Below are 23,071 nucleotides of genomic sequence, written 5' to 3'. Positions count from 1 at the left end.
GGACACGTTGTTCTCCGGTGGGCCCGGTGCGACGGGTCGGTCGTATTCGGATTTCCCGACGATCATCGGCTCGATCCGGGATCGGTTGTTCGCGTTGCCTGCCGAGACCCGAGTCAACACCGGGCACGGAGACGGAACGAGTATCGGGGACGAGTCCCCGCACCTCGAAGAATGGATAGCCCGCGGAAACTGACACCGACGACACTGCCGTAGCTCGCCTGCCGCGTTCGAGGTAGGTGGAATGAGACAGTGGTGGGGACGCCGAAGCGCTCGCTGCGGCGTCCCCACGAACTCGAAGAGGACTTCACGTGAGCCGCGCCGCACAGACCCGCCTGACCATCGCTGCCACGTCGGCGGCGATCGGAGCATTCGTGCTGGTGGGGTGCAGCTCCACCGTCACCGGAACAGCCGAGCCCACTGCCGGTGGCACCACCGCATCGCAGCCCGGCACGGACCTGAACACACTGCTCATCGACCCGGCGAGCTTCCCGGCCCCGTACGACGCGTTGGTTCTGCCCCAGCAGGCCATCTCGCAGGCCGCTCCCGATCTCAGCGGAATACCGGCCGGCGCCGAGGTCAGCCCGGCGGGGTGCAAACCAGCGGACCAGGACTTCGGCCCGACCGGTACGGCGATGATCGTCGGCACCGACAACGACAGTCGATCCACGATCTCCATCGAACTGACCGCTGTCGACCAGCCGCTCTCGGCGCGCAAAGAGCAGCTCGAACAGTGCGGCGAAGTGACCGCAACCAAGTCCGGTGCCACCTCCACGGTCACGTCCACGCTGACACCCGCACCGCCGATAGACGCTGACGACACACTCGCCGTGCGACAGACCGTCTCGTCGGGCACCGGCGGGGATGCCGTCACCCAGTCGATGTTGACCCTGATGGCGCAGGTCGACGGCGTGCGGATCTCGGCGACATTCATGTCCTTCGGGTCCGCCACACCCGATGCAATGACGTTGGACGAGCTGTTCACGGCCGCGGTGCAGAAGGTGAACCAGAGCTGACGTTCTCCCGCCGGAGTGGCGGCCTCTCTAGCAGAGCGGACCGACACGGTCCGCTCGGCGGAGGCGGGTGGACGCCGTTTCATCCACAGAGAGTCCGGCATGCACAGGGTGCTGCTCGGCCCCTGGTCGAGCCGGGAAGGCACCACGGAGCCTCGTAAGACTTCGAGGCATGTACACACCCACGAACTCCCACGACCCCTTCTCCGGTCGACACCGCGTACGGATCGGTGACGCGAGCGAACTGTTGGCCGCGATCCCGGCGATGCTCGGCTTCGATCCCCATCGATCCATGGTGCTGATCGCGCTCGAGGACGGCGGCACCAGCATCGGCCCGACGATGCGGCACGACCTCGTGCTGGCCGGCGAGCACACCGATCGACGTGCGGGTAGCGACACTCGCGCCACGCCGGACATGCTCGACGTCATCGACTACCTGGCGGGCTACTGCGCATTCGAGAACATCGTCTCGGTGATCGCTGTGTTCGTCGACGACAGACTCGGCCGCAACGAGCGAACGCACTACACACTCGACGTTCAGGATCTGGTGAACGAGCTCGAGGTCACCCTCCCGACGTTTGGCGTGCGGCTCGAAGCCGCCTTCGCAACCTCGGCCATTGCCGATGCCGCGCACTGGTGGTCGCTGCAGGGCCCACGGCAGCACGGTCGTATCGCCGATCCGACGGCATCGCCGCTGACGGTGGCCAGAGTGCTGGACGGCTATCCGGTGCGACGATCGAGAGACGAGCTCGCCGAATTCATCGCACCCGGCCCGGTCGAGACGGTGCAGGCAGTCGCCGCCGAGATGGCAAAGTTTCGGCGCAGCGGTGCACTGTCGCTGACCGACCACCTGACAGCGGTGTTGTCCTACCTCGCGCGGTCTCCCTACGACTCCGAGCTCGAGACCACCGACTTCGCGCGGGTCGCCGTCGCGATCGGGCATGTGCAGGTCCGGGACGCGGTGCTGGCACTGACTCTCGGTGAGGATGCAGATGTCGTCGAGGAATTCTGGGCGCACCTCGTCCGTGTGGTTCCGAACCACGAAAGAGCAATAGCAGCAACACTTCTCGCGTTCAGTGCCTACGTGCGAGGAGACGGACCGATGGCCCGAATCGCGATCGATGCGGCCCTGAAGGCAGACAGCTCCCACAGTTTGGCGTCGCTGTTGGACCGGTCGCTCGGTGTCGGTGCCAGTCCTGCCCTGGTTCGCGAAGTCGCCGAGAGTGGGTTCGCCTGTGCGCGAGCCTGTGGCATTCGGCTACCGGGCGACCCGTTCGGTCGGCGCTGATCTGGAGTCTGCTCAGCGAGCCGCGTGAGAACGGTCGCCGAGCTGCTGCAGAAAGTCCCACGCATCGGACACGATGCGATCGAGATCGGTCAACTCCGGCGTCCAGTGCAGTTCCTCGACGGCACGGGCGCTCGATGCAATCAGTACGGCCGGATCACCGAGCCTGCGAGGCGCATGTTCGACGGCAATGGGCAGTCCGGTGACGCGCTTGCACGACGAGATGACCTCGTCGACGGAGAATCCCGTTCCGCTGCCGAGGTTGTAGATGGAGTGCCGACCGGGTTGGGCGGCATCGACGGCGAGGATGTGCGCTTCGGCGAGATCGGCGACGTGGATGTAATCGCGGACGGCTGTGCCGTCGGGAGTGGGCCAGTCCGTGCCGAACACCGAGATCTTCTCTCGCTGACCGAGGGCGACCTGTAATACGAGGGGGATGAGATGGGTCTCGACGACGCGGTTCTCACCGAAACCCTTGTACGCGCCGGCCACGTTGAAGTACCTCAGACTGGTAGCGGCGAGACCGTAGGCCGCTGCGTACGAGGTGATGGCGTGGTCGATCGCGAGTTTCGTCGCACCGTACGGGTTGGTGGGACGTGTGGGGTCGTCCTCGGTGATGGGAGTCTTCTCGGGCTCGCCGTAGGTGGCCGCGGTGGAGGAGAACACCAACTTGGGGGTGCCGGAGGACCGGATCGCGTCCAGAAGAGCCAGGGACGTCACTACGTTCCCACTCCAGTACTTGTCCGGCGACACAACCGACTCGCCCACCAACGACTGCGCTGCGAAATGCAGAACTGCATCGAAGTCGCCGCCCGTCAATACTTCCGCCGCGACGTCTTTGATGTCACCCTCGACGAAAGTGACCCCGGCGGGAACGGCATCCCGATTACCGGTGGACAGGTTGTCCACGACGACGACCTCATGGCCGCGTTCGTCGAGTACCGCCGCGCACACACTGCCGACGTACCCTGCACCACCGGTAACGAGAAGCTTCACTGTTCGATCTCCCTCACACGCGGCAGAGGCCGTCCGTGGGAAGAGATCAGACCTTCTTCACCTGAACGGCATGCGCCATTTCGTCGGATATGTCGACACCACTGTGTCCTGGCACCGTGATCGTCACCGACCCGGGCTTGGCTTCGACTGTAACCCGGGCATCGGGAACCACGCCCGCCTCGCGTAGCTGAGCGATGACCTCGGGGTCGGACTGAACGTGCTCGGCCAAGCGGCGAACGACGACCGCCGTAGGCTCGCCGAGCGGTACGTCGGTGAGACGAATGAGAGCCTCCGGTGCCAGTGTCGTCTGACCCAGACCCAACTCCGCCAGACCAGGGATCGGATTACCGTAGGGCGAGGTCGTCGGGTTGTTCAGCACGGTGACCAACCGGCGCTCGACCTCCTCGCTCATCACGTGTTCCCAACGGCACGCCTCGGCGTGCACATCTTCCCAGCGCAGTCCGATGATGTCGACGAGCAGACGCTCCGCGAGACGGTGCTTGCGCATGACCGCGACGGCCAGGCTGCGGCCCTTCTCGGTCAGCTCCAGATGCCGGTCGCCGGCGACGGACAGAAGACCGTCGCGCTCCATTCGGGCGACGGTCTGACTGACGGTGGGACCACTCTGCTCCAGCCGCTCGGCGATCCGCGCGCGGAGCGGGATGACGCCTTCTTCTTCCAAATCGTAGATCGTCCGGAGGTACATCTCCGTGGTGTCGACCAGATCCTTCACACTCAACCCCTTCGTCGGGTTCGATCCTACCGTCAGCGGCTCTGAATCGGCGCTGCACCCGATGGCGGCGGGCGCGGCGCATCACAACCCCGGAAGCCGCTCGCCGTGGCGCGTCACAACCGGGTACCGAACACAACACCGGAACCCGGCAACACCATCCCGCGCGGCAACGTAGTTTTGTCCGTATGTCTGATCAGGCGACACGCGCCGCCGTATCCATTCCGAACCGTCCCGAGGACATCGTCGTGTGGAGCGCGGACTATCTCGGTTACCGGTGGAGCGACGACCATCCGATGAACCCGACGCGGCTCGATCTGACGATGGCCCTCGCCACCGATCTCGGTGTGTTGGCGGGCGTGGAGCTCGTCGAACCGTCGGCGGCACCGGACTCGGAGCTGCTGCGTTTCCATACCAGCGCGTACATCGAGGCCGTCAAGCGCGCGCCGTCGCAGGGTCCGGCCCTGCGAGACCCCGACGACGTCGTCCACGGTCTCGGTTCCGACGACAACCCGGTGTTCGAGCACATGCACGAAGCCAGCGCGATGCTGACCGGCGGCTCCTTGGCGGCCGCGCGTGAGATCGCGTCGGGGCGGGCCAGGAGAGCAGTGAGTATCGGCGGTGGAATGCACCACGCGATGGCCGATTGGGCCTCGGGCTTCTGCGTCTACAACGACGCCGCCATTGCCATTTCGTGGTTGCTGGACAACGGGTTCGACCGCATCGCCTACATCGACGTCGACGCACACCACGGTGATGGCGTCCAAGCAGCGTTTCTCGGTGATCCTCGGGTGCTGACGGTCTCGTTGCATCAGCACCCGGCAACACTGTGGCCGAACACCGGATGGTCGACGGAGGTAGGGACCGAACGCGGCGAGGGTTCCTCGATCAACGTCCCACTGCTGCCCGGAACCGCAGATCGGCTCTGGCTGCGCGCTTTCCACGCGATCGTTCCGGGCGCGATCGGAGCGTTCCGGCCGCAGATCATCGTCAGTCAATGCGGCGTCGACAGTCACCGCGAGGATCCGCTTGCAGATCTCGCGCTCACCGTCGACGGGCAGAACGCGGCCTTCCTGGCGATGCGCGACCTTGCGGACCGTTACTCGGAGGGACGGTGGTTGGCCGTCGGGGGAGGCGGGTACGGCCTCGTTCGGGTGGTTCCACGGGCCTGGACTCACCTGATCGCCGCTGCCCTCGGCCGCGACATCGATCCGATGGCACCCCTACCCGACACCTGGCGCGAGCGAGTGAGAACCATGGCACCGAGCGTGGATCTGCCCCAGACCATGGGCGACGGTGGGGATGTCGACTATCCCGCCTGGGACGGTCCCGGCGGATCGTTGGCCGGAACGGACGGCACCGACCGGGCACTCGAACGCGTCGACTCGGCCATCATCGCCACTCGTCGAGCAGTGTTTCCGCTGCTCGGACTCGATCCGGAGGACCCGCGTGACTGATTCCACCGGTACCGACCCGGCCGCCGAACAGGCCGCCGCGACAGACGAGAAGAGCAGCAAGGAACTGGCACGAGAGCGCGCGGAAACAGAATTTCCGCGGCACTGGGTCGCCGACGTTCTGACGTCGGACGGCGGCGTCGTGCACCTGCGGCCCATCGTGCCCTCGGACTCCGAGGCCATCGTGGCTTTTCACGGACGACTGTCGGAGCGCACCAGATACCTTCGGTACTTCGGCCCCTATCCGACGATGCCGCAGCGGGACGTTCTGAACTTCACCACTGTCGACCATCACGACCGTGTGGCCTTCGTTGCAGTACTGGGCGACGACATCATCGCGGTCGGCCGGTACGAGCGGCTACCCGAGGGCGACGGCAACTCGGCCGAGGTTGCATTCGTCGTCGCCGACGCCCACCAGGGCCGCGGACTCGGACCCATCCTGCTCGAGCACCTCGCGGGTGCGGCCGCCGAGAACGGCGTCAACATGTTCGTCGCCGAGGTGTTGGCCGAAAACCGCAACATGGTCACCGTGTTCCGGGAGGCCGGATATCAGGTGAGCCGTTCCTTCGAGGGCGGTGTTCTACGGCTGGAATTCGCCATCGATCCGAGCGAGGCGTTGCTGTCGGTGCGGAACTCTCGCGAGCGCGCGGCCGAGGCCCGTAGCGTTCGCAACGTACTCAGCCCTCGATCGGTCGCCGTCATCGGCGCATCGACCGACAGCTCCAAGGTGGGCAACGCGGTGCTGGCGAACCTGCTCGCCGGTAACTTCACGGGCCCGGTGTACCCCGTCAACGCCGACCACCGCTCGGTGCGCGGTGTCCGCGCGTACGCCACCGTGCACGACATCCCGGACCCGGTCGACCTTGCTATCGCTGCGGTTCCGGCCGATGCCATCGACGCAGTGCTCGGCGACTGCCTGGACAAAGGTGTCAAAGCACTGCTCGTGGTGTCGGGTGGATTCGGCGAGACCGGGCCAGCGGGGCAGGAGAGCGAACGCAGGCTGGTGCTCGCCGCCCGTGCCCACGGGATGCGATTGATCGGGCCCAACGCGCTCGGCGTCGCGAACACCGACCCTGAGTTCGGGTTGAACGCCACATTGGCACCGCATCTGCCGACCCCGGGCAACGTCGGCTTCTTCTGCCAGTCCGGCGCACTCGGCATCGCAATTCTCGACGAGGCAGCCAATCGCCGACTGGGTCTGTCGACGTTCGTCTCTGCCGGCAACCGAGCGGACGTCTCGGGTAACGACCTGTTGCAGTACTGGGACTCCGACCCGGCGACTGAGGTGATTCTGCTGTACCTGGAGAGCTTCGGAAATCCCCGCAAATTCACCCGAATCGCTCGACGGGTAGCGCGCAGCAAGCCGATCATCGCGGTCAAGAGCGGCCGCGGAGCCGTACCACCCGCACACGCCATCGGTGCCGACATCGACGATTCCATCGTCCGAGCGTTGTTCGCCCAAGCCGGAGTGATCCAGGTCGACACCATCTCCGAACTGTTCGACTGCGCAGTACTGTTCGGCAACCAACCCCTCCCGGCCGGCCCACGCGTCGCCGTCGTGGGCAACTCCACGGCCCTGGGAGTCCTGGCCGTCGACGCCGCTCGCGCCAAAGGCTTGCATGCCGATATCCCGACCGACGTCGGACCGCAGGCCGGTCCCGAGGATTTTGCCGCGGCCGTCTCGTCGGCACTGGCCGCCTCCGACATCGATGCAGTGATCGTCGTGTTCGTGCCCCCGGTCGCGGTCGAGGTCGAACCGTTCGCGACTGCGCTGGGCAATGCGGTCCGGGGATCCGACAAGCCGGTGCTGTCGACTTTCCTTGCCACCGAAGGTATCCCGGATGTGCTGGCTGTACGCGGGCCCGGCGGGCACCCGGTTCGGGGCTCGGTTCCGTCCTATTCGAGCCCCGAACGAGCCGTGGCGGCACTCGCCGCCGCGTGGCGGTATTCGTCCTGGCGCTCGCGGCCGGTGTCGAATCTGGTTCGGCCCAAGAGCATCGACGGCGATCGCGCCAAGCAGCTGGTCCGGGATTGGCGTTCGGCAGGGGGCCAAGGGCGCTGGCTGTCGGATTTCGAGACTGCCGAACTGTTGGCCTGTTACGGCCTCGACGTCGTGGCGTTCCGCGCCGTCACCGACGAGAACGAGGCCGTCGCGGCGGCCGACGAACTGGGGTACCCGGTTGCCGTGAAGGCGACAGGGAAGCGGTGGCGGCACCGGCCCGATCTGGGCGGTGTCCGCTTGGACGTCGCCGACGCCTCGGCAGTACGGGTGGCATACCGCAACCTGGCCGCCGAATCCGGAGAGCCGCTACTGCACGTCCAGCGCATGGCAGTCAAGGGAATCGGCTGCGTGGTGCGGGTTCAGGACGACCCGTCGTTCGGATCGCTCATCTCGTTCGGTCTGGCCGGAGTGATCTCGGATCTGTTGGGCGACCGTGCCTACCGTGTGCTGCCGTTGACCGAGGACGAAGCGGCACAGTTGATCGACGCGCCGAAGGCTGCTCCGCTGCTGTCGGGCTACCGAAACGCCGTGCCGGTCAACAAGAGTGCGCTGATCGACCTCGTCCAGCGCATATCTGCGCTGGCCGAGGACATTCCCGACATCCGTGAGATTTCTTGCGAACCGGTGCTGGCATCCGCCGACGGCGCATACATCACCGATGCGCGAGTACGAATCGGGCCCGAACCGACGAAGGCAGACCTCGGTCCCCGACGATTGCGTTGACGAGGACTGTGTCGCCGAAAACGAGAGAAGCGGCGACCGAGCCGACGTCCCGAGGGGAAAAGAACGTCGGTTCGGCCACCGCGTCGGATGGCGCGAACGGGAGTGGTCACCGTCGCTCCACCGGTCGGAGAACCGGAATCAGCTGGCGTACGAACGCAACTTCTCGGCGCGGTCACCCTGGCGAAGCTTGACCATCACCTCGCGCTCGATCTGACGCACGCGCTCGCGAGACAGTCCGAAGAGCTTGCCGATCTGATCGAGGGTGCGCGGCTGGCCGTCGTCCAAGCCGTAGCGCAGACGAATGACCTGCTGCTCACGTTCGTCGAGGGTGCCGAGCACGACGCGAACGTCGCTGTGCAGCAGCCCGGCGATGACGGCGTTCTCGGCGGACGTGGCTTCCGAGTCCTCGATGAAGTCACCCAGCGGCGCTTCCTCGTCGCTACCCACCGGCATGTCGAGGCTGACCGGATCCCGGCTGTGGTCGAGCAGATCCGCAATCTTCTCGACTGCGATGCCCGATTCACTCGACAGCTCTTCGTCGGTTGCCTCGCGTCCGAGCTGCTGATGCAGCTCCCGCTTGATCCGGGCGAGTTTGTTGACCTGCTCGACGAGGTGGACAGGGAGCCGAATCGTTCGGCTCTGATCTGCCATGCCGCGAGTGATGGCCTGACGGATCCACCACGTTGCGTAGGTCGAGAACTTGAAGCCCTTCGCGTAGTCGAACTTTTCCATGGCGCGAATCAGGCCCAGGTTGCCCTCCTGGATCAGGTCGAGCAACGGCATTCCGCGACCGGTGTAGCGCTTGGCGAGCGAGACGACCAACCGGAGGTTTGCTTCGAGCAGATGGCTGCGCGCCGCGCTTCCGTCCCGCACGATGATGGCCAGGTTGCGCTTCTTGACTGCGCTCAACCGCTTCGTGTTCTCGAGAACCTGCTTGGCGTACAGACCTGCCTCGATCCTCTTGGCCAGGTCGACCTCTTCTTCAGCCGTCAGCAACGCGGTGCGGCCGATGCCGTTGAGGTACACGCGAACGAGATCGGCTGCTGGGCTCTGGGCGTCCAGATCGGCATCGGTGGGCCGCGGACGAATCGTGGTGCTGGGGCTGGTCATGACTTGCCTCCTGGTCGGTGGTGTCTCACAGGTTCAACGCTCGGGACGCTCCGATAAGTTCCCACGCCGATCCTTGTGATACCCGCCTGACCAGGGAATACGGCGGGTCCGTCCTGAGAAGTTGCTGAGAACGTTCGCAGCGGGAACGGCAGCGCAGCCCCAGGTCCGTTCAGCGAGCCGGCAACACGAGTCCGTGCCGCACCAGACCCTGCATCAGCGTCACCGCATGCCCCGCCAGTTCGTCGGCATCCTCACCGTGCGCGGCGGCGAGCAGCTCGACCAGTTCGCCCACCGCGAGCCCATCCGGACGCAGGCCCGCCAGAAGCGCGGCACCGAGCTCGTCGACGTCGTGCTGCCACTGTGGTCCGTTTCCCCGGTGGACACGGATCGCCACTGGAGCCCAGCCCTCGTCGCCGGGAAGAAACACCCGTTCGAGCGCGGTGTTGGGGTCGAGAGTCAGTACCGAGTCGAGAATGTCGTTGTCACGGAGCCACTCGAGCCGAGAGAAATACTCGAGCGACTCGTTCCCGAGCGGGTCGGAGAACCCGTGCGTCAACTCCTCGGCGAGCAGATCCGTCGGAGAGTCCGTCTTGCGTAGATAGACGAACCCGAAACCGACGCCCTCGACACCCGCGGCGGCGAAATGATCGAGCCAGGACTGGGCCACCGCGGCCGCATCGGGGTCGCGCGGGTCCAAACCGCCGTCGCGCATCCAGGTGCCCACATACAGAGCGGGGTCTGCCACGTCACGCTCGACCACCCAGGCGTCGACGCCGTGGGCGGGAAGCCAGGACGCCACTCTCGTACGCCAGTCCTCGCCCTCGAGGTGCACCCACGACGCGAGGATGGCAGCAGTCCCACCGAGGGTGAGGTGCTCGGGTGCCTGGGCGATCATCAACGCGCTCGCGCCGTCGAGGTCGAGGCCGGAATCTCGGTACGAGTGCAGTACTTCGGCGCGTCCCACGACGAACGGGGGATTGGCGACGATTCGATCGAACGTACGTCCGGCCACCGGCTCGAACCACGAACCGTGCAGCAATTCGACGTCGAGACCGTTGAGGGCCGTCGTCGCTGCCGCCAGATCCATCGAACGCGGGCTGATGTCGGTCGCGGTCACCGTCGTTGCGTAGTCGCACGCGTGGACGGCTTGGACGCCGCATCCGGTCCCGACGTCGAGGACGGTGTCCACTGGCGAGGTCGGTGTACCGCGCAACAACGACAGCGACGCCTGGCCGACGCCGAGCACATGATCGGTGGCCGTGTCGGCGACGCGCATGCTGCCGTCGGGATCGGAGACGATCCACCGGGTTCCGTGCCCGGCGTCGAGGGGCCGGATGTCGAGCAGGGTGCGCACCGTGGATCCGGTACGAGCGAGAATGCCGGCCGAGATGGCTTCGGAGACGGTCAGCGGTGCGAGAGCGGCCGCGACCTCGTCCTCGGGGCAGTCGTCGACCAGCAGGAACAATCGCACCAAGACACCCAGATCTCCGCCGCCGAGGCTCGCATTGCGGACCGGTACCGGTTCGCTGCGTCCCAGTGCGGCGTGGGCGTCGGAGCCCAGCAACCTCAGGACGCCGTCGGCGTCGTATCCCGCGCGATCGAAGGCTTCACGGAGGGCAGCGGCGGCAGCGACCAGTGGGGACGGAAAAATCTGTGCGTTCACCGAGCAAGTGTCGCACCGCCTGTCGGCTTCCTGTCAGTCCTCGCCGGCTTCGATCACGCGGTGATTGCTCGATTCGATGGCCGGACTGTCGATGGTCCGGTAGTCGTACCGGCTCATTTCGTCCTTGGTACGCGGCGGCCGATCGTTCGCGATCAACACCGCCATCCATGGGAGCGGAATGGACAGACCGACGATCGCCATGGATATCCATGGGTTCATCCACATTCCGTATGCCAGTGCAGCGAGCACCAAGGCCGGTATGCGGAAGGACATGATGAACATGTACTTGCGGACACGCGCTTTGTGCTGCTCTTCCACCGACTGTTGCGCCTCGGTGATCAGGACGGGCCCATCCGGCGAGTCGCTGTACGCGCTTCCGTCGAACCCTGGGGTTCTCGTCATACCTCCACTGTGGCACTACCGCTCACAGATTGCATACGACGAGCTGTGCGACCGGTTCGAACACAGTGTGGCGACGGATTAATCTGTGTTCATGAGCACTCAGACGAAGGACCGTCCCGACATCGCTCCGGACGAAACCACCGACGATGACCGGCCGAAATTCTTCCATTACGTCAAGAAGAACAAGATCGCCGAAAGCGCCGTCATGGGTACCCATGTGGTAGCGCTGTGCGGCGAGGTGTTTCCGGTCACCAAGTCTGCAAAACCGGGCTCACCGGTGTGCCCGGACTGCAAAAAGGTCTACGAGGGCCTCAAGAAGGGCGAGTGACGGCTCACGTTCGACGGTGACTCCGCCGGGCCCGACCGTCACTGAGACGGTTCGGGCCGGTCGGATCGCTGCCGATCGCCGACGACTCCGATCGGCCCTGCGGGTTTGATCGGCCCTGTGACTTTGATCGGGCCTGTAGCCAAACGCCGTGCTACCGCGGTCACCGGTCCCGACGGCTTGTCGTCCGCCGCTGCCTGCGCTGCGAGCCACTCACGCATTTGATCCATTCGGGTTGCTCTGGCCGGCCAGAACTCCTGGATCGTCGCGTTGAACTCGGCTCCGAGGACCACGGCGAAGCCGAGAAAGAACGTGAAGAGCAGAAACGCGATCGGAGTTGCCAGCGCACCGTAGGTGTAGCCGGTGCTGGTGACCCAGGTCAGGTACCGGCGGAGTACGGCGCTGGCAATCATGAAGAACACCCCGGCCAGCAGTGCTCCGCCGAGCAGACGATGCCAGGGCAGTGACGTGTGCAACGCCAGCTTGTACAACGTGGTCAGGCCGATGATCAGCAGCAAGCCGACGGCCGGGTAGTACAGGAAGTCGACGAGTTCGCTGCCGACGGTCAGCCACGAATCGGGCAGTATCTGCTGGACGTACACCGGTCCGAGTGCGACGAGCGGAAGCACGAACACCGCGATGATCAGGAAGCCGACGTACAGGAGCAGCGCGAAGAACCGCTGCCAGACGGGATTTCGAGCGTCGGCCTGTCCGTGTGCTTCGACGATGGAGTCAACGAACGTCGAGATCGCCGACGAGCCCGCCCACAGCGAGAGCAGAAAGCCGACCGAGACGATTTCGCCACTGCCCTGTGCGAGTACGTCTCGGACGGTCGGCGCGATGATCTGATCGACGACACTGCTGCTGAAGAGCGTGTTGCTGAAGGTGATGATCTTCGACTCGATGATGTCGACGGTGTTGGGGCCGAACCATCCTCCGACGAAACCGAGACTGCCCAGCACCCCGAGCAGAAGGGGCGGTAGCGACAGCGTCTGCCAGAAGGCGGCGGTCGCGGCCTTGCTGAAGATCGAATCGTCCCAGGCCTTGCCGAGCGTGCGCAGAGTCACTTTCCACACCGCACGTAGCGGGTTTCTCGCCGACAATCGCGGCGGCGTGGGAGTTGGGCCTGCAGACTCGCTCATGGTGCCTCCAGCATTCCTGACCGATGCCGACTTCGCCTAACGACCGACGCGCCGTGTCGCGTCCGACATCACCCCAGCGATGCGGGATCCGTCGGTACGGAGCGATAGGCTCCTCGGCGGACACTGCAGGGCTACCGAGAGCGCGAGGAATTTACATCGATGCCAGGAACCGGCGGCCAGTGAGCGCTGACATGTTCGATCCCACACCACCATCCACCGATCAGACGGCTGCGCCCGTCGCCGGCGGGGCACCTCTACGTGCCTGGCAGCGACGCGCGCTGACGAAGTATCTCGTCGCCTCGCCCAAGGACTTCCTGGCGGTGGCGACCCCGGGTGCAGGTAAGACCACGTTCGCCCTGCGCGTCGCCGCCGAACTGCTCGCGCACCGCACCGTCGATCAGGTGACGGTGGTGGCACCCACCGAGCACCTCAAGCATCAGTGGGCCGAGTCGGCGGCGCGGGTGGGCATCGCGTTGGACTCACGCTTCTCCAACTCGACCGGGCAGACCTCGAGTGACTACCACGGTGTGGTGGTGACCTACGCCCAGATCGCCTCGCATCCGTTCAAGCACCGAGTGCGCACGGAGGCCCGCAAGACTCTGGTGATCCTCGACGAGATCCACCACGGTGGTGACGCGAAGAGCTGGGGCGAGGGCATCCGCGAAGCGTTCGGCGACGCCACCCGACGCCTTGCGTTGACGGGTACTCCGTTCCGCAGCGACGACAGTCCCATTCCGTTCGTCAATTACGAACCGGATCAGGACGGCCTGATGCGGTCGAAGGCCGATCACGCGTACGGCTACTCCGACGCCCTCGCCGACGGAGTCGTTCGCCCGGTCGTCTTCCTCGCGTATTCCGGGGAGGCACGGTGGCGGGACAGCGCAGGCGAGGAGTACACCGCTCGGTTGGGCGAGCCGCTGAATGCGGAGCAGACCGCACGGGCCTGGCGTACCGCCCTCGACCCGCAGGGCGACTGGATGCCTGCGGTGCTGTTGGCTGCGAACACACGATTGGCACAGTTGCGGTCGGGCGGTATGCCCGACGCAGGTGGTCTCGTGATCGCGACCGACCAGACGGTGGCGCGGGCCTACGCCAAGCTGATCGAGGTGATCACGGGGGAGACGCCGACCCTCGTCCTCTCCGACGACCCCACATCCTCGGCTCGTATCGCCGAGTTCGGCAAGAGTGATCAGCGGTGGATGGTTGCCGTTCGCATGGTGTCCGAGGGTGTCGACGTTCCGCGTCTCGCCGTCGGCGTCTACGCCACCAGTGCATCCACTCCGCTGTACTTCGCGCAGGCAATCGGTCGTTTCGTGCGATCACGCCGTAAGGGCGAGACGGCGAGCGTCTTCCTGCCGTCGGTACCGGTCCTGCTCGACCTCGCCTCACAGCTCGAGGCTCAGCGCGACCATATTCTCGGCAAGCCCCACCGCGAGAAGGACGGCTTCGACGACGAGCTGCTGGCCGACGCCAACAAGCAGAAGGACGAGCTGGGCGAGGAAGAGAAGGCGTACACCTCCCTCGGCGCGGATGCCGAGCTCGATCAGGTGATCTACGACGGTTCCTCGTTCGGGACCGCGACGTTCTCGGGCAGCGACGAAGAGGCCGACTATCTCGGGCTCCCCGGCCTGCTCGACGCGACGCAGATGCGCGACCTGCTTCGCCAGCGTCAGCAGGAGCAGATCGACAAACCCGCTCCGGGCCCGGCGGTCCCCGCGCCTGCCGTCGTCAACGACAGGGCCACCAGTGCCGGCCAGTTGGCCGGCCTGAGGCGGGAACTGAACAGTTTGGTTGCGGTGTACCACCACCGGACGGGGAAGCCGCACGGCGTCATTCACGGCGATCTGCGTCGAATCTGCGGTGGCCCGCCGACGGCGATGGCATCGGCGGAGCAGCTGGGTGAGCGAATCGCGCAGTTGCGCAAGATGTAGCACCCGACGGACGAGTGCTGCCGGCGGACTGTGCCGGTGACACGACAACGACGGACGGTCCAGAGACCGTCCGTCGTTGTGATCGTGCGTTGATGCAGTTGTATCGGTACAGCTGTGGCGAACTGGCGTCCCCCGACGTGTCGGTGGGGTTACACCGTGGAGTCCGATTCGGTCATCACCGTTGCGTTCACTTCACGCAAGCGGGCTTCGTGCTCGGTGGCGTGGTGACCGCAGAAGAGAAGCTCTCCACCGGTCGAGAGCACGACACGCGCGCGAGCCCCTGCACCGCACCGGTCGCACCGGTCCGCTGCTGTCAATTGTGGGCTGGTCAATGTTCCGGGCATGACTCCTCCGTACTGGCTTGCAGGTATGTCCCGTTCGCCTGGGGCCGGTCCGCCGCGTCGGTATGGCGCGGTTCGTTCACTCTGTCAGACGTATGGCGGTCACGCGTTGTTCCCGAGCGCGTTTCTTTGTGTTGTCACTAACACGAAACATGTCCTACGAGCAGGAACGCCGTGGATCCTGTTCGCTGACAGCTGATACGGAATGGGACGGGTGGCGGCAGTAGGGTCCCGGTGTGGCTTCGACTTCTTCTTCACTGTCCGGCGCTTCGAGGCTGGGTATCCCCTCGCTGTTCGTGATCGGTGCCGTATGCATGTACGTCGGTGCGGCCATCGGAGTGTTCCTGTTCGACACGGTGAACCCGGCTGCGGTGGCCTGGCTGCGGGGCTTCGGTGCCGCTGTCGTCCTGATCGCCTGGCGTAGGCCGTGGCGTCGACGCGGCGGTGCCGGATCCGCATGGACGGTACGACGCGCGGTGACCGCTGCCGCGTTCGGAGCGGCCACCATCGGCATGAACGTGATGTTCTACGAGGCCATCGCTCGGCTGCCCCTGGGTGCGGCGGTCGCCATCGAGTTTCTGGGCCCGATCGTCGTCGCCGCAGCAGGATCTCGGAAGCTCACCGATGCACTCGCGGTCGTTCTGGTGGTCGCCGGCGTTGCTGCCATCGCGTCGGCTCAGTTCGAGGGCGGCGAGGTGGGATTGATCGGAATCGCGTTCGCGCTCGGTTCGGCGGCTCTGTGGGCGGCGTACATCGTGCTGGGCAAGTCCGTGGCCGACGCCGGGCAGGGGCTCGACGACATGGCCGCCGGTTTCGGAATCGCATCGGTGGTTCTCGCCGTGCCGCTGTTCGCACCGTTCGCATTCGCGCACACCGACGTTCTGAGCGACTGGCGCATCTGGGTTCTGGGCCTGGGCGTCGGATTGCTGTCGAGCGTCGTTCCGTACGTTCTCGACCAGTACGTCCTGGTCCGAGTGGGTCGGGCTCGCTTCGCGTTGCTGTTGGCGTTGCTGCCCGCGACCGCGACTGTCGTCGGTGCCGTGGTGCTGACCCAGGTGCCGACGCTGCTCGAGTCCCTGGGAATCCTTGCCGTCATCGCCGCAGTGGTGCTCGGCGGCCTGCCGGGCCGAACGCGCGGTGGGGCACCCACGCTGCCCCCGCCCTGACTTCCAGGACACGGCTCGGGGACGCGCGGGGTAGGGGACACGAGGCCCCGAGAACCCGGCACAATGGCGGTGTGACCGAACGAACCGACGTCCTCGTACATCTGTGCACCACGGAGGAGTGGTCGAGAATCCGGGGCGGTACCGAGTACACGCCGGAGTCGTTCGCCGAACTGGGTTTCGTTCACCTCTCCACGCCCGAGCAGGTGCATCTGCCCGCGAACCGGCTCTTCCCAGGACGCACCGATCTGGTGCTGCTGGCGCTGGACCCAGCGCGGTTGAGTGCGCCGGTGCAGTGGGAGCCGGGTGTGCCGTCCGACCCGCAGTCGATGCTGTTTCCGCACCTGTACGGACCGCTACCGCTCGAGGCCGTCACTGCCGCCGTCGAGTACCGACCGGGGCCCGCCGGGGATTTCGGGACGCCCGTGCTCTGACCGAAAGCCTGGCAGTCGCCAGCAACGAGAAGCGACCGCCGATCCGAAGATCGACGGTCGCTTGTCGTTCGAAGATTGTCAGTCCAGGTAGTCGCGCAGAACCTGGGACCGCGACGGGTGCCGCAGCTTCGACATCGTCTTGGACTCGATCTGACGAATTCGCTCGCGGGTGACTCCGTACACCTGCCCGATCTCGTCGAGGGTGCGGGGCTGTCCATCGGTGAGGCCGAAGCGGAGGCGAACTACGCCTGCTTCGCGCTCGGAGAGCGTCTCGAGCACCGACTGCAGCTGATCCTGCAGAAGCGTGAACGACACCGCGTCGACCGCGACGACAGCCTCGGAGTCCTCGATGAAGTCCCCGAGCTGGCTGTCACCCTCGTCACCGATGGTCTGGTCGAGGGAAATCGGCTCGCGAGCGTACTGCTGGATCTCCAGCACCTTCTCGGGCGTGATGTCCATCTCCTTGGCGAGTTCCTCCGGAGTGGGCTCGCGGCCCAGATCCTGCAGGAGCTCACGCTGGATGCGTCCGAGCTTGTTGATGACCTCGACCATGTGCACCGGGATACGAATGGTCCGGGCCTGGTCTGCCATGGCACGGGTGATGGCCTGGCGGATCCACCAGGTGGCGTACGTCGAGAACTTGTAGCCCTTGGTGTAGTCGAACTTCTCGACCGCGCGGATCAGACCCAGGTTACCCTCCTGGATGAGATCCAGGAACGCCATGCCGCGGCCCGTGTAGCGCTTGGCCAGCGAGACGACGAGGCGGAGGTTTGCCTCGAGCAGGTGGTTCTTGGCGCGGTTGCCGTCACGGCAGATCCAGGTCATGTCACGCCGCTGGGCGACGGGGAGCTTCTCGCCCTTCTCCGCGGACTCGCGCATCTTCTCGACGGCGAACAGTCCTGCCTCGATGCGCTTGGCGAGTTCGACCTCTTCCTCGGCGTTGAGGAGGGCGACCTTGCCGATCTGCTTGAGGTACGCGCGAACCGAGTCCGCTGATGCGGTGAGCTCGGCGTCCTTGCGGGCCTGACGCAGGGCTTCGGATTCCTCTTCGTCCCAGACGAAGTCGCCGGACGCCTTGTCCTCGGCGGTCGGCTCGCTCGTTGCGTCTTCTTCGGTGTCGTCGCCTGCGGCGACGACCTCGACGACGTCGTTCGCTGCGGCGGCGAGATCACCTTCGGAGATGTCGATGTCTTCGATTCCCGGGGTGCTCTCGTCGACGTCATCGCCGGTGGCGGGAGCAGCTGTCTTCTTCGCTGCGGCCTTCTTGGCCGGTGCCTTCTTGGCGGCGGCGCGTTTGGCCGGTGCCTTCTTAGCCGGTGCCTTCGCGGCGGGTGCCTTGACAGCAGGTTCAGGTGTCGCAGTTCCAGGTTCGGAATCTACGGTCTGACGGATATCGGTGGCTGCCACGTACGCCCTTTCGTGACGAAGTCGTGCGGCGTCACGCCAGAGTTGTTTCCGGCGGAGAGGTCTTCGGATTCGGCCGGCTGCGTACCGGCACACACCATTGTAACGACCTCTCAGGAGTTTGTTACCTACCCTCGTCCTTCGCAGGTGGCGACACCGCGTGTCAGTGCGGTGATCCAGCCGATGTACCGGTCTCGGCAGACGTGACGGCACTGTCCGCAGCGAGGGCCGCTCCGACGATGCCCGCCGTGTTCAGCAGGGTCGCGGGGACCACCGGAGTTCGGTTGGTCAGGTGCGGAATCCACTTCTCGCTCTTGCGACTGATTCCGCCACCGGCGATGAACAGGTCGGGCCACAGCAGCGCCTCGAACGTCGCGAGCACGGTGGAGACCTCTTTTGCCCATTCCTTGTAGGACAGCCCCTTGTTCTCCTTCACCGAGGACGCCGCGCGATGCTCGGCTTCCTTGCCACCGATCTCCATGTGTCCGAACTCGGTGTTCGGCAGCAGAACTCCGTTGTGCAGAACGGCGGAACCGATCCCGGTGCCGAACGTGAGCAGAACGACGACCCCGTCCTTGCCCTTGCCGCCGCCGTACTTGTCCTCGGCGACCCCGGCGGCATCCGCGTCGTTGAGGACGGTGATGTTCTCGTTTCCGATGGCCTTCGCGAACAGTGCGCGCGCATCGGTGTCGATCCAGCTCTTGTCGATGTTGGCGGCCGAACGAGCCACACCGTTGGTGACCACCGCGGGCAGAGTGACGCCGATCGGTCCGGTCCACTCGAAATGAGCGACGATCTCGGCCACGGTCCGCGCGACGGCGTCGGGGGTCGAGGGCTGAGGCGTCTCGATCTTGTAGCGATCGCCCACGAGCTCACCGGTGTTCAGGTCGACGATGCCGCCCTTGATGCCGCTGCCACCGACGTCGACGCCGAACCCGTGACGCTCGGCCGTCGCCGCGGTGCTGTTGTCCGAACCTGGCTGTGTCATGTCGATGCCGCTCCTGGCCTGATCGAATTCGTGTGTGCCGTCGCTTCGGAACAATAGTGCCGACCGTTCGTCGACGTGACGCCGACGCTGCAGCGGACCGCCCGCCGAGTGGCGCGGTGGTGCCGCGCCGGCGAAGTGTGTTGCGATGTACGCGTGTCGAAACATGACGGAACGCAGACCCACACCGCCACTGAGCAATTGCCCCAGACGCCGGCCACCGTAGAACGGTCGGATACCGAACCGACGACACGTGATGTGGAGGCACTGCGCGGGGTCGCCGTTCGGGTTGCCACGGAGGCAGCCGAACACGTGCGAACGCGTCGTCCGCAGGTGTTCGGTGGCAGTCCCGCTGCGGAGGCAGCTGCCGTGCAGTCCAAGAGCACACCGACCGATCCGGTCACCGTCGTGGACACCGAAACCGAACGTGTTCTTCGCGAATTGTTGGCGCGGCTGCGTCCCACCGATTCCGTCCTCGGTGAGGAGGAAGGTGGCGGAGACGAATCCGTCGACGGAGTTCGGTGGGTGCTGGATCCGATCGACGGAACCGTCAATTTCATGTACGGCATTCCCGCGTACGGGGTCTCTGTCGCCGCGCAGATCGACGGAGTGAGCGTGGCAGGGGCCGTCGTCGACGTGGCCCGCGATGTGGTCTATTCGGCTGCGCAGGGGCATGGGGCGACGGCTCGGTACGCAGACGGTCGTATCGAACGGCTGCAGTGTTCGGGTGTGACCGAATTGTCGATGACGTTGTTGGCCACCGGATTCGGGTACGGATCACGACGCCGCGCGGCGCAGGGCGCGATCATCGCCGAACTGCTGCCGAAGGTGCGAGATATTCGCCGAATCGGTTCTGCAGCACTGGATCTGTGCATGGTCGCGTCCGGTGCGGTCGACGCACACTTCGAGCACGGGCTCAGCCCGTGGGACTGGGCGGCGGGGTCGCTGATCGCTGCCGAAGCCGGAGCCCTCGTCGATGTTCCCGCAGCGACGTCGACGAGTGCGGACGGCGTCGTCACCGTGGCGATGGCCCCGGGAATCGCCGAACCCCTGACCGCCGCCCTACGACTCGTCGGCGCACTCGATCCGATTCCGAGCTGACGGACTGGTCCGTCTCAGCAGCGCGATCGACTCAGCAGCGCGATCGACTCAGCAACGAGACTGACGCGCGGCGGCGAGCAGATCGGGGTCGAGGGGCTGCGGCGCGGCACCGGGGGCTGCGCCCGCCAGCGTGCGTAGCACTTCCTCTGCGTCGTCGTTCGGCTGAATCTCGCTGAAGTAGGTGCCGAGTGCCAGATCCACCGAGTCGTCGGTCCTCGAGTCCTCGATGAGTTCTGCACACGGTGCGAGGAGCCACACTGCGCTCGCGGCACCGATACCCGCGGATCCGAATCGGATCTGGCCTTGGCACTGCATGTTCTGGTCGACGTAGACGGGATCGTTGCCCACCTGCACGTCCGGAGCACTCGCGAAGCCGTAGTCGCTGAGCTGAGCCGCCACGTGTGCAGCTTGGCCGCGTTCGCCGTTGGCGTTGAACACTCGTACCTTCGATGCCGACAGGGCGGCAGGCTCGACGTCGAGAAGTGTCGTCGGGTCGACTTCCTCGCCGAGGGCAACCGGCTGCGTTCCGTCGGTGGCAGCGGTCGTGGTGGGGGTGTTGCACTCGGCAGTGGCCGATGTCGTCTCGGTGGTGGTGAACACCTTGACCCACACGACCACGGCGAGCAGAGCGAGTACTGCGAATACGGCGATGATCGGAAGTGCGCGGCGTCGACGGAACGGACGGCCGCGGTCGTCGACCGGCTGGCCTTCGGTGATCAGAGAAACCACAGTGATTCTTCGCCTTTCCGTCGGCAGTCGCCGAGACCGGTACACGGAGTCGGTTCACACCGACGCGTGCCTACTGTAGATGCCCGCGGTCCTCGGCGACGGCACACTCGGCCGCGAGCTCGCCGAAAGCAGTGCACGCGACCCGTTTGCACCGCGAAAACCAGCAGCAGAACTGCTTCTGCGGACTGCGGAATGAAGCCGGTCGTCTCGGTGTTGATGCGGCGTGCACGGAGGCAATGAAGTGATCGGCGATTCGGTTTCGGCTTTGGGGTCGGCGTCGGCTATTGTCTGGCGGCCGCAGTGCTTAAGAAACAGAAAGCTGCCGGTGAATCGTCGATCAGGTGAGCGAAATCTCGATCGAGTTTCAACCGGCGGAATTCGGGAACTACCCGGTGTAGTTTCCGGCACCGCGTGATGAACCTGTTCGATCGAGAATCAAATCGGTGGGAGCGAGCAAGCGCCCTCTTCACAGCCGACGGCCACAAGCCGACCACACCGGCAGCTTCCACCACACACACGTACGAAGATGAGGGGTTACGAGAACAATGGCAACCGATTACGACGCTCCGAGAAGAACAGAATCCGACGACGTCTCGGAGGACTCTCTCGAAGAACTGAAGGCTCGCCGCAACGAGGCGCAGTCCGCAGTCGTCGATGTGGACGAGTCAGACACCGCCGAGTCCTTCGAGCTCCCGGGTGCCGACCTGTCCGGCGAAGAGCTTTCGGTCCGGGTGGTTCCCAAGCAGGCGGACGAATTCACCTGTTCGAGCTGCTTCCTGGTGCACCACCGCAGTCGACTGGCCAGCGATGCCAACGGCGTCCTCATGTGCCGGGACTGCGCTGCCTGATCGACGGCAGGCCCTGATCGAGGGCAGGCGATGCCCGGCCGAGCGGCCGGGCAGTGAGGTTTCGCAGCGAGAGCCCGACGGCTGGGTCAGCGAGCTTCCACGCCGTGGGCACTGAGCACGGCGAGTAGATCCTCCGGCCGCTTGGTGCTGATCAACCAGTAGGGCGTCGGGTCGTCCGGGTCGTCCAGTACGACGATCACCATCTGTTTCACCCAGGTGCGGTGCTGTACGAAGGCAAGCGGGTCCAGCTGCCTTCCCAGCGCCGCACTTTTTGCTGTCGCGGGCACCACGGCTGCCTTGGACGCGACATCGAGAGGCAGATGCGCTTTGCCGACCCGTAGCTCGAGGCCGGCGGACGACGACTCGGTCGAGTCCGAGCTCGGATCGGTGGCCACCACCTGCACACGTAACCTGCTGAACGCCACCAGAGCCCAGGCGACCAGGGGCAGGAGCAACACGTAGGGCAGCCAGGCGCGAACACCGGGGGCACCCATGTGTACCTCCGCTGCGAGTAGTACCGCCAGCGCTGCGCCGGCCACCCACCACCAGAGGGGTACCCACAGTCGTTCGGCGTAGAGCACCGACTCCGAGCCGGGGGAACCGGCACGCGAGGTGGGGTCGTCGGACTCGGGGTTCGCCCGATCGGCCTGTCGATCTGCAGTCACCCCACCTAGGGTAGTCGCCGCGCCGACGGCGAAGCAGATCAGCGTAGTCTCGTTCGACGTGAGTGACGAAGTCATCGAGTCCCGCAACACGCTTTCTGGCGACCAGCTCGAGGTGCCCCCGGACCGCCCCGGGGAGGTTCGACTTCGCCGGTTGGACCCAGATCTACCGGTGCCCACGCGTGCGCACGAGGGTGACGCGGGTGTGGATCTGCGGATCACCGCCCCAGTCACGATCGCTCCCGGCGAACGGGTTCTCGTGGGCACGGGGATTGCGGTGGCCTTGCCCCTCGGGATGGTGGGGCTGATCCACCCGCGCTCGGGCCTGGCGGCCAAATCGGGACTGTCGGTCGTCAACACCCCTGGCACCATCGACGCTGGATACCGCGGGGAGATCAAGGTCTGCTTGATCAACCACGATCTCCGGACGCCCATCGTGCTCGATCGCGGCGATCGAATCGCTCAGTTGGTGGTGCAGCGCGTCGAATTGGTCGAGTTCGTCGAAGTGGATCGACTCGACGACACCGTTCGAGGGGACGGCGGTCACGGTTCGACCGGCGGACATGCGAGTCTGGTGCAGTGACGTCCTACGTAGTGCGTCTGTCGCGACGGTCGTCGGTGTACAGCGAAC

23 protein-coding genes are annotated in these 23,071 nt (G+C 65.6%); 12 read left to right on the top strand and 11 right to left on the bottom strand.

Annotated elements, in window-relative coordinates; translation table 11 throughout:
• The 3 genes from CH278_RS11520 to CH278_RS11510 form a co-directional block, all read left to right on the top strand.
• The coding region (locus tag CH278_RS11520; protein ID WP_143536242.1) for an MBL fold metallo-hydrolase at window positions 1-193 on the top strand (193 nt) is incomplete at its 5' end.
• Between the two features lie 145 nt (window positions 194-338).
• Window positions 339-1,013 carry a DUF5642 family protein gene (locus CH278_RS11515; protein ID WP_371129016.1) on the top strand — a complete coding sequence of 225 codons (675 nt, stop codon included), beginning with the start codon at window positions 339-341 and terminating at the stop codon, window positions 1,011-1,013.
• 169 nt (window positions 1,014-1,182) lie between these two features.
• Window positions 1,183-2,298: a DUF4192 domain-containing protein gene (locus CH278_RS11510; protein WP_094621939.1), complete on the top strand. Its 1,116-nt coding sequence runs from the start codon at window positions 1,183-1,185 to the stop codon at window positions 2,296-2,298.
• A gap of 12 nt (window positions 2,299-2,310) precedes the next feature.
• Here the strand turns inward: CH278_RS11510 and galE are convergent, their stop codons facing one another.
• Entirely contained in the window at window positions 2,311-3,291 is a 981-nt protein-coding gene (gene galE / locus CH278_RS11505; protein WP_027496874.1) for a UDP-glucose 4-epimerase GalE, read from the bottom strand.
• A 46-nt stretch (window positions 3,292-3,337) separates the two neighbouring features.
• Complete coding sequence (locus CH278_RS11500) at window positions 3,338-4,024, bottom strand: metal-dependent transcriptional regulator (protein ID WP_027496875.1); 687 nt, start codon at window positions 4,022-4,024, stop codon at window positions 3,338-3,340.
• Window positions 4,025-4,209: 185 nt separating this feature from the next.
• Between CH278_RS11500 and CH278_RS11495 the strand changes: the two genes are divergently transcribed.
• Both CH278_RS11495 and CH278_RS11490 read left to right on the top strand, forming a co-directional pair.
• Window positions 4,210-5,478 carry an acetoin utilization protein AcuC gene (locus CH278_RS11495; RefSeq protein WP_052054723.1) on the top strand — a complete coding sequence of 423 codons (1,269 nt, stop codon included), beginning with the start codon at window positions 4,210-4,212 and terminating at the stop codon, window positions 5,476-5,478.
• A 64-nt stretch (window positions 5,479-5,542) separates the two neighbouring features.
• Window positions 5,543-8,200, top strand: a complete 2,658-nt coding sequence (locus CH278_RS11490; RefSeq protein ID WP_094621946.1) for a bifunctional acetate--CoA ligase family protein/GNAT family N-acetyltransferase — start codon at window positions 5,543-5,545, stop codon at window positions 8,198-8,200.
• 138 nt (window positions 8,201-8,338) lie between these two features.
• On the opposite strand, the gene CH278_RS11485 is transcribed toward CH278_RS11490, so the two are convergent.
• The 3 genes from CH278_RS11485 to CH278_RS11475 form a co-directional block, all read right to left on the bottom strand.
• Complete coding sequence (locus CH278_RS11485; protein ID WP_027496878.1) at window positions 8,339-9,310, bottom strand: sigma-70 family RNA polymerase sigma factor; 972 nt, start codon at window positions 9,308-9,310, stop codon at window positions 8,339-8,341.
• A 169-nt stretch (window positions 9,311-9,479) separates the two neighbouring features.
• Entirely contained in the window at window positions 9,480-10,961 is a 1,482-nt protein-coding gene (locus CH278_RS11480) for a N5-glutamine methyltransferase family protein (RefSeq protein ID WP_094621945.1), read from the bottom strand.
• A 45-nt stretch (window positions 10,962-11,006) separates the two neighbouring features.
• Window positions 11,007-11,375: a DUF3099 domain-containing protein gene (locus CH278_RS11475; RefSeq protein WP_027496880.1), complete on the bottom strand. Its 369-nt coding sequence runs from the start codon at window positions 11,373-11,375 to the stop codon at window positions 11,007-11,009.
• Between the two features lie 91 nt (window positions 11,376-11,466).
• Here CH278_RS11475 and CH278_RS11470 point away from each other — a divergent pair, with 91 nt between their 5' ends.
• Window positions 11,467-11,703, top strand: a complete 237-nt coding sequence (locus tag CH278_RS11470; protein ID WP_027496881.1) for a DUF3039 domain-containing protein — start codon at window positions 11,467-11,469, stop codon at window positions 11,701-11,703.
• 38 nt (window positions 11,704-11,741) lie between these two features.
• Here CH278_RS11470 and CH278_RS11465 read toward each other — a convergent pair whose 3' ends face one another.
• Window positions 11,742-12,842, bottom strand: coding sequence for a YihY/virulence factor BrkB family protein (locus tag CH278_RS11465; RefSeq protein WP_052053314.1), 1,101 nt, complete (start codon window positions 12,840-12,842; stop codon window positions 11,742-11,744).
• A gap of 191 nt (window positions 12,843-13,033) precedes the next feature.
• Between CH278_RS11465 and CH278_RS11460 the strand changes: the two genes are divergently transcribed.
• Window positions 13,034-14,773: a DEAD/DEAH box helicase gene (locus CH278_RS11460; protein ID WP_032400812.1), complete on the top strand. Its 1,740-nt coding sequence runs from the start codon at window positions 13,034-13,036 to the stop codon at window positions 14,771-14,773.
• 149 nt (window positions 14,774-14,922) lie between these two features.
• Here CH278_RS11460 and CH278_RS11455 read toward each other — a convergent pair whose 3' ends face one another.
• Entirely contained in the window at window positions 14,923-15,117 is a 195-nt protein-coding gene (locus CH278_RS11455; protein WP_027496884.1) for a DUF7455 domain-containing protein, read from the bottom strand.
• Window positions 15,118-15,350: 233 nt separating this feature from the next.
• Between CH278_RS11455 and CH278_RS11450 the strand changes: the two genes are divergently transcribed.
• Both CH278_RS11450 and CH278_RS11445 read left to right on the top strand, forming a co-directional pair.
• The gene (locus tag CH278_RS11450) at window positions 15,351-16,280 is read left to right on the top strand and encodes an EamA family transporter (RefSeq protein WP_052053313.1); all 930 of its coding nucleotides are present in this window, start codon (window positions 15,351-15,353) and stop codon (window positions 16,278-16,280) included.
• Between the two features lie 71 nt (window positions 16,281-16,351).
• Window positions 16,352-16,711, top strand: coding sequence for a DUF952 domain-containing protein (locus CH278_RS11445; protein WP_032370442.1), 360 nt, complete (start codon window positions 16,352-16,354; stop codon window positions 16,709-16,711).
• A gap of 78 nt (window positions 16,712-16,789) precedes the next feature.
• Here the strand turns inward: CH278_RS11445 and CH278_RS11440 are convergent, their stop codons facing one another.
• On the bottom strand, window positions 16,790-18,118 hold the full coding sequence (locus CH278_RS11440) for an RNA polymerase sigma factor (RefSeq protein ID WP_032365052.1): 1,329 nt from the start codon (window positions 18,116-18,118) through the stop codon (window positions 16,790-16,792).
• 160 nt (window positions 18,119-18,278) lie between these two features.
• The gene (ppgK, locus tag CH278_RS11435; protein ID WP_052053353.1) at window positions 18,279-19,103 is read right to left on the bottom strand and encodes a polyphosphate--glucose phosphotransferase; all 825 of its coding nucleotides are present in this window, start codon (window positions 19,101-19,103) and stop codon (window positions 18,279-18,281) included.
• Between the two features lie 198 nt (window positions 19,104-19,301).
• Here ppgK and CH278_RS11430 point away from each other — a divergent pair, with 198 nt between their 5' ends.
• Window positions 19,302-20,201, top strand: a complete 900-nt coding sequence (locus tag CH278_RS11430) for an inositol monophosphatase family protein (protein ID WP_373557324.1) — start codon at window positions 19,302-19,304, stop codon at window positions 20,199-20,201.
• Window positions 20,202-20,249: 48 nt separating this feature from the next.
• On the opposite strand, the gene cei is transcribed toward CH278_RS11430, so the two are convergent.
• The gene (gene cei / locus CH278_RS11425; RefSeq protein WP_027496890.1) at window positions 20,250-20,930 is read right to left on the bottom strand and encodes an envelope integrity protein Cei; all 681 of its coding nucleotides are present in this window, start codon (window positions 20,928-20,930) and stop codon (window positions 20,250-20,252) included.
• Window positions 20,931-21,475: 545 nt separating this feature from the next.
• Here cei and CH278_RS11420 point away from each other — a divergent pair.
• Window positions 21,476-21,778 (top strand): DUF4193 domain-containing protein, encoded by a 303-nt coding sequence (locus tag CH278_RS11420; RefSeq protein WP_027496891.1) that lies wholly within the window; start codon window positions 21,476-21,478, stop codon window positions 21,776-21,778.
• A gap of 86 nt (window positions 21,779-21,864) precedes the next feature.
• Here CH278_RS11420 and CH278_RS11415 read toward each other — a convergent pair whose 3' ends face one another.
• Window positions 21,865-22,359, bottom strand: a complete 495-nt coding sequence (locus tag CH278_RS11415; RefSeq protein ID WP_032365098.1) for a DUF3093 domain-containing protein — start codon at window positions 22,357-22,359, stop codon at window positions 21,865-21,867.
• A 196-nt stretch (window positions 22,360-22,555) separates the two neighbouring features.
• Between CH278_RS11415 and dut the strand changes: the two genes are divergently transcribed.
• Complete coding sequence (gene dut, locus CH278_RS11410) at window positions 22,556-23,023, top strand: dUTP diphosphatase (protein ID WP_027496893.1); 468 nt, start codon at window positions 22,556-22,558, stop codon at window positions 23,021-23,023.
• Window positions 23,024-23,071 lie beyond the last annotated feature (48 nt).

The sequence above is a fragment of the Rhodococcus sp. 05-2254-5 genome (assembly GCF_002258575.1).
Classification (GTDB): Bacteria; Actinomycetota; Actinomycetes; order Mycobacteriales; family Mycobacteriaceae; genus Rhodococcoides; species Rhodococcoides fascians.
Note: the sequence above shows the minus strand (reverse complement) of the source record. Positions and strands in the feature narration are given on the sequence as shown.

Coding starts and splice junctions, on each gene's coding strand:
- CH278_RS11470 (WP_027496881.1), top strand. CDS start 11,467: ATGAGCACTCAGACGAAGGACCGTCCCGACATCGCTCCGGACGAAACC.
- ppgK (WP_052053353.1), bottom strand. CDS start 19,103: ATGACACAGCCAGGTTCGGACAACAGCACCGCGGCGACGGCCGAGCGT.
- CH278_RS11495 (WP_052054723.1), top strand. CDS start 4,210: ATGTCTGATCAGGCGACACGCGCCGCCGTATCCATTCCGAACCGTCCC.
- CH278_RS11460 (WP_032400812.1), top strand. CDS start 13,034: ATGTTCGATCCCACACCACCATCCACCGATCAGACGGCTGCGCCCGTC.
- CH278_RS11420 (WP_027496891.1), top strand. CDS start 21,476: ATGGCAACCGATTACGACGCTCCGAGAAGAACAGAATCCGACGACGTC.
- CH278_RS11455 (WP_027496884.1), bottom strand. CDS start 15,117: ATGCCCGGAACATTGACCAGCCCACAATTGACAGCAGCGGACCGGTGC.
- CH278_RS11465 (WP_052053314.1), bottom strand. CDS start 12,842: ATGAGCGAGTCTGCAGGCCCAACTCCCACGCCGCCGCGATTGTCGGCG.
- CH278_RS11475 (WP_027496880.1), bottom strand. CDS start 11,375: ATGACGAGAACCCCAGGGTTCGACGGAAGCGCGTACAGCGACTCGCCG.
- CH278_RS11510 (WP_094621939.1), top strand. CDS start 1,183: ATGTACACACCCACGAACTCCCACGACCCCTTCTCCGGTCGACACCGC.
- CH278_RS11485 (WP_027496878.1), bottom strand. CDS start 9,310: ATGACCAGCCCCAGCACCACGATTCGTCCGCGGCCCACCGATGCCGAT.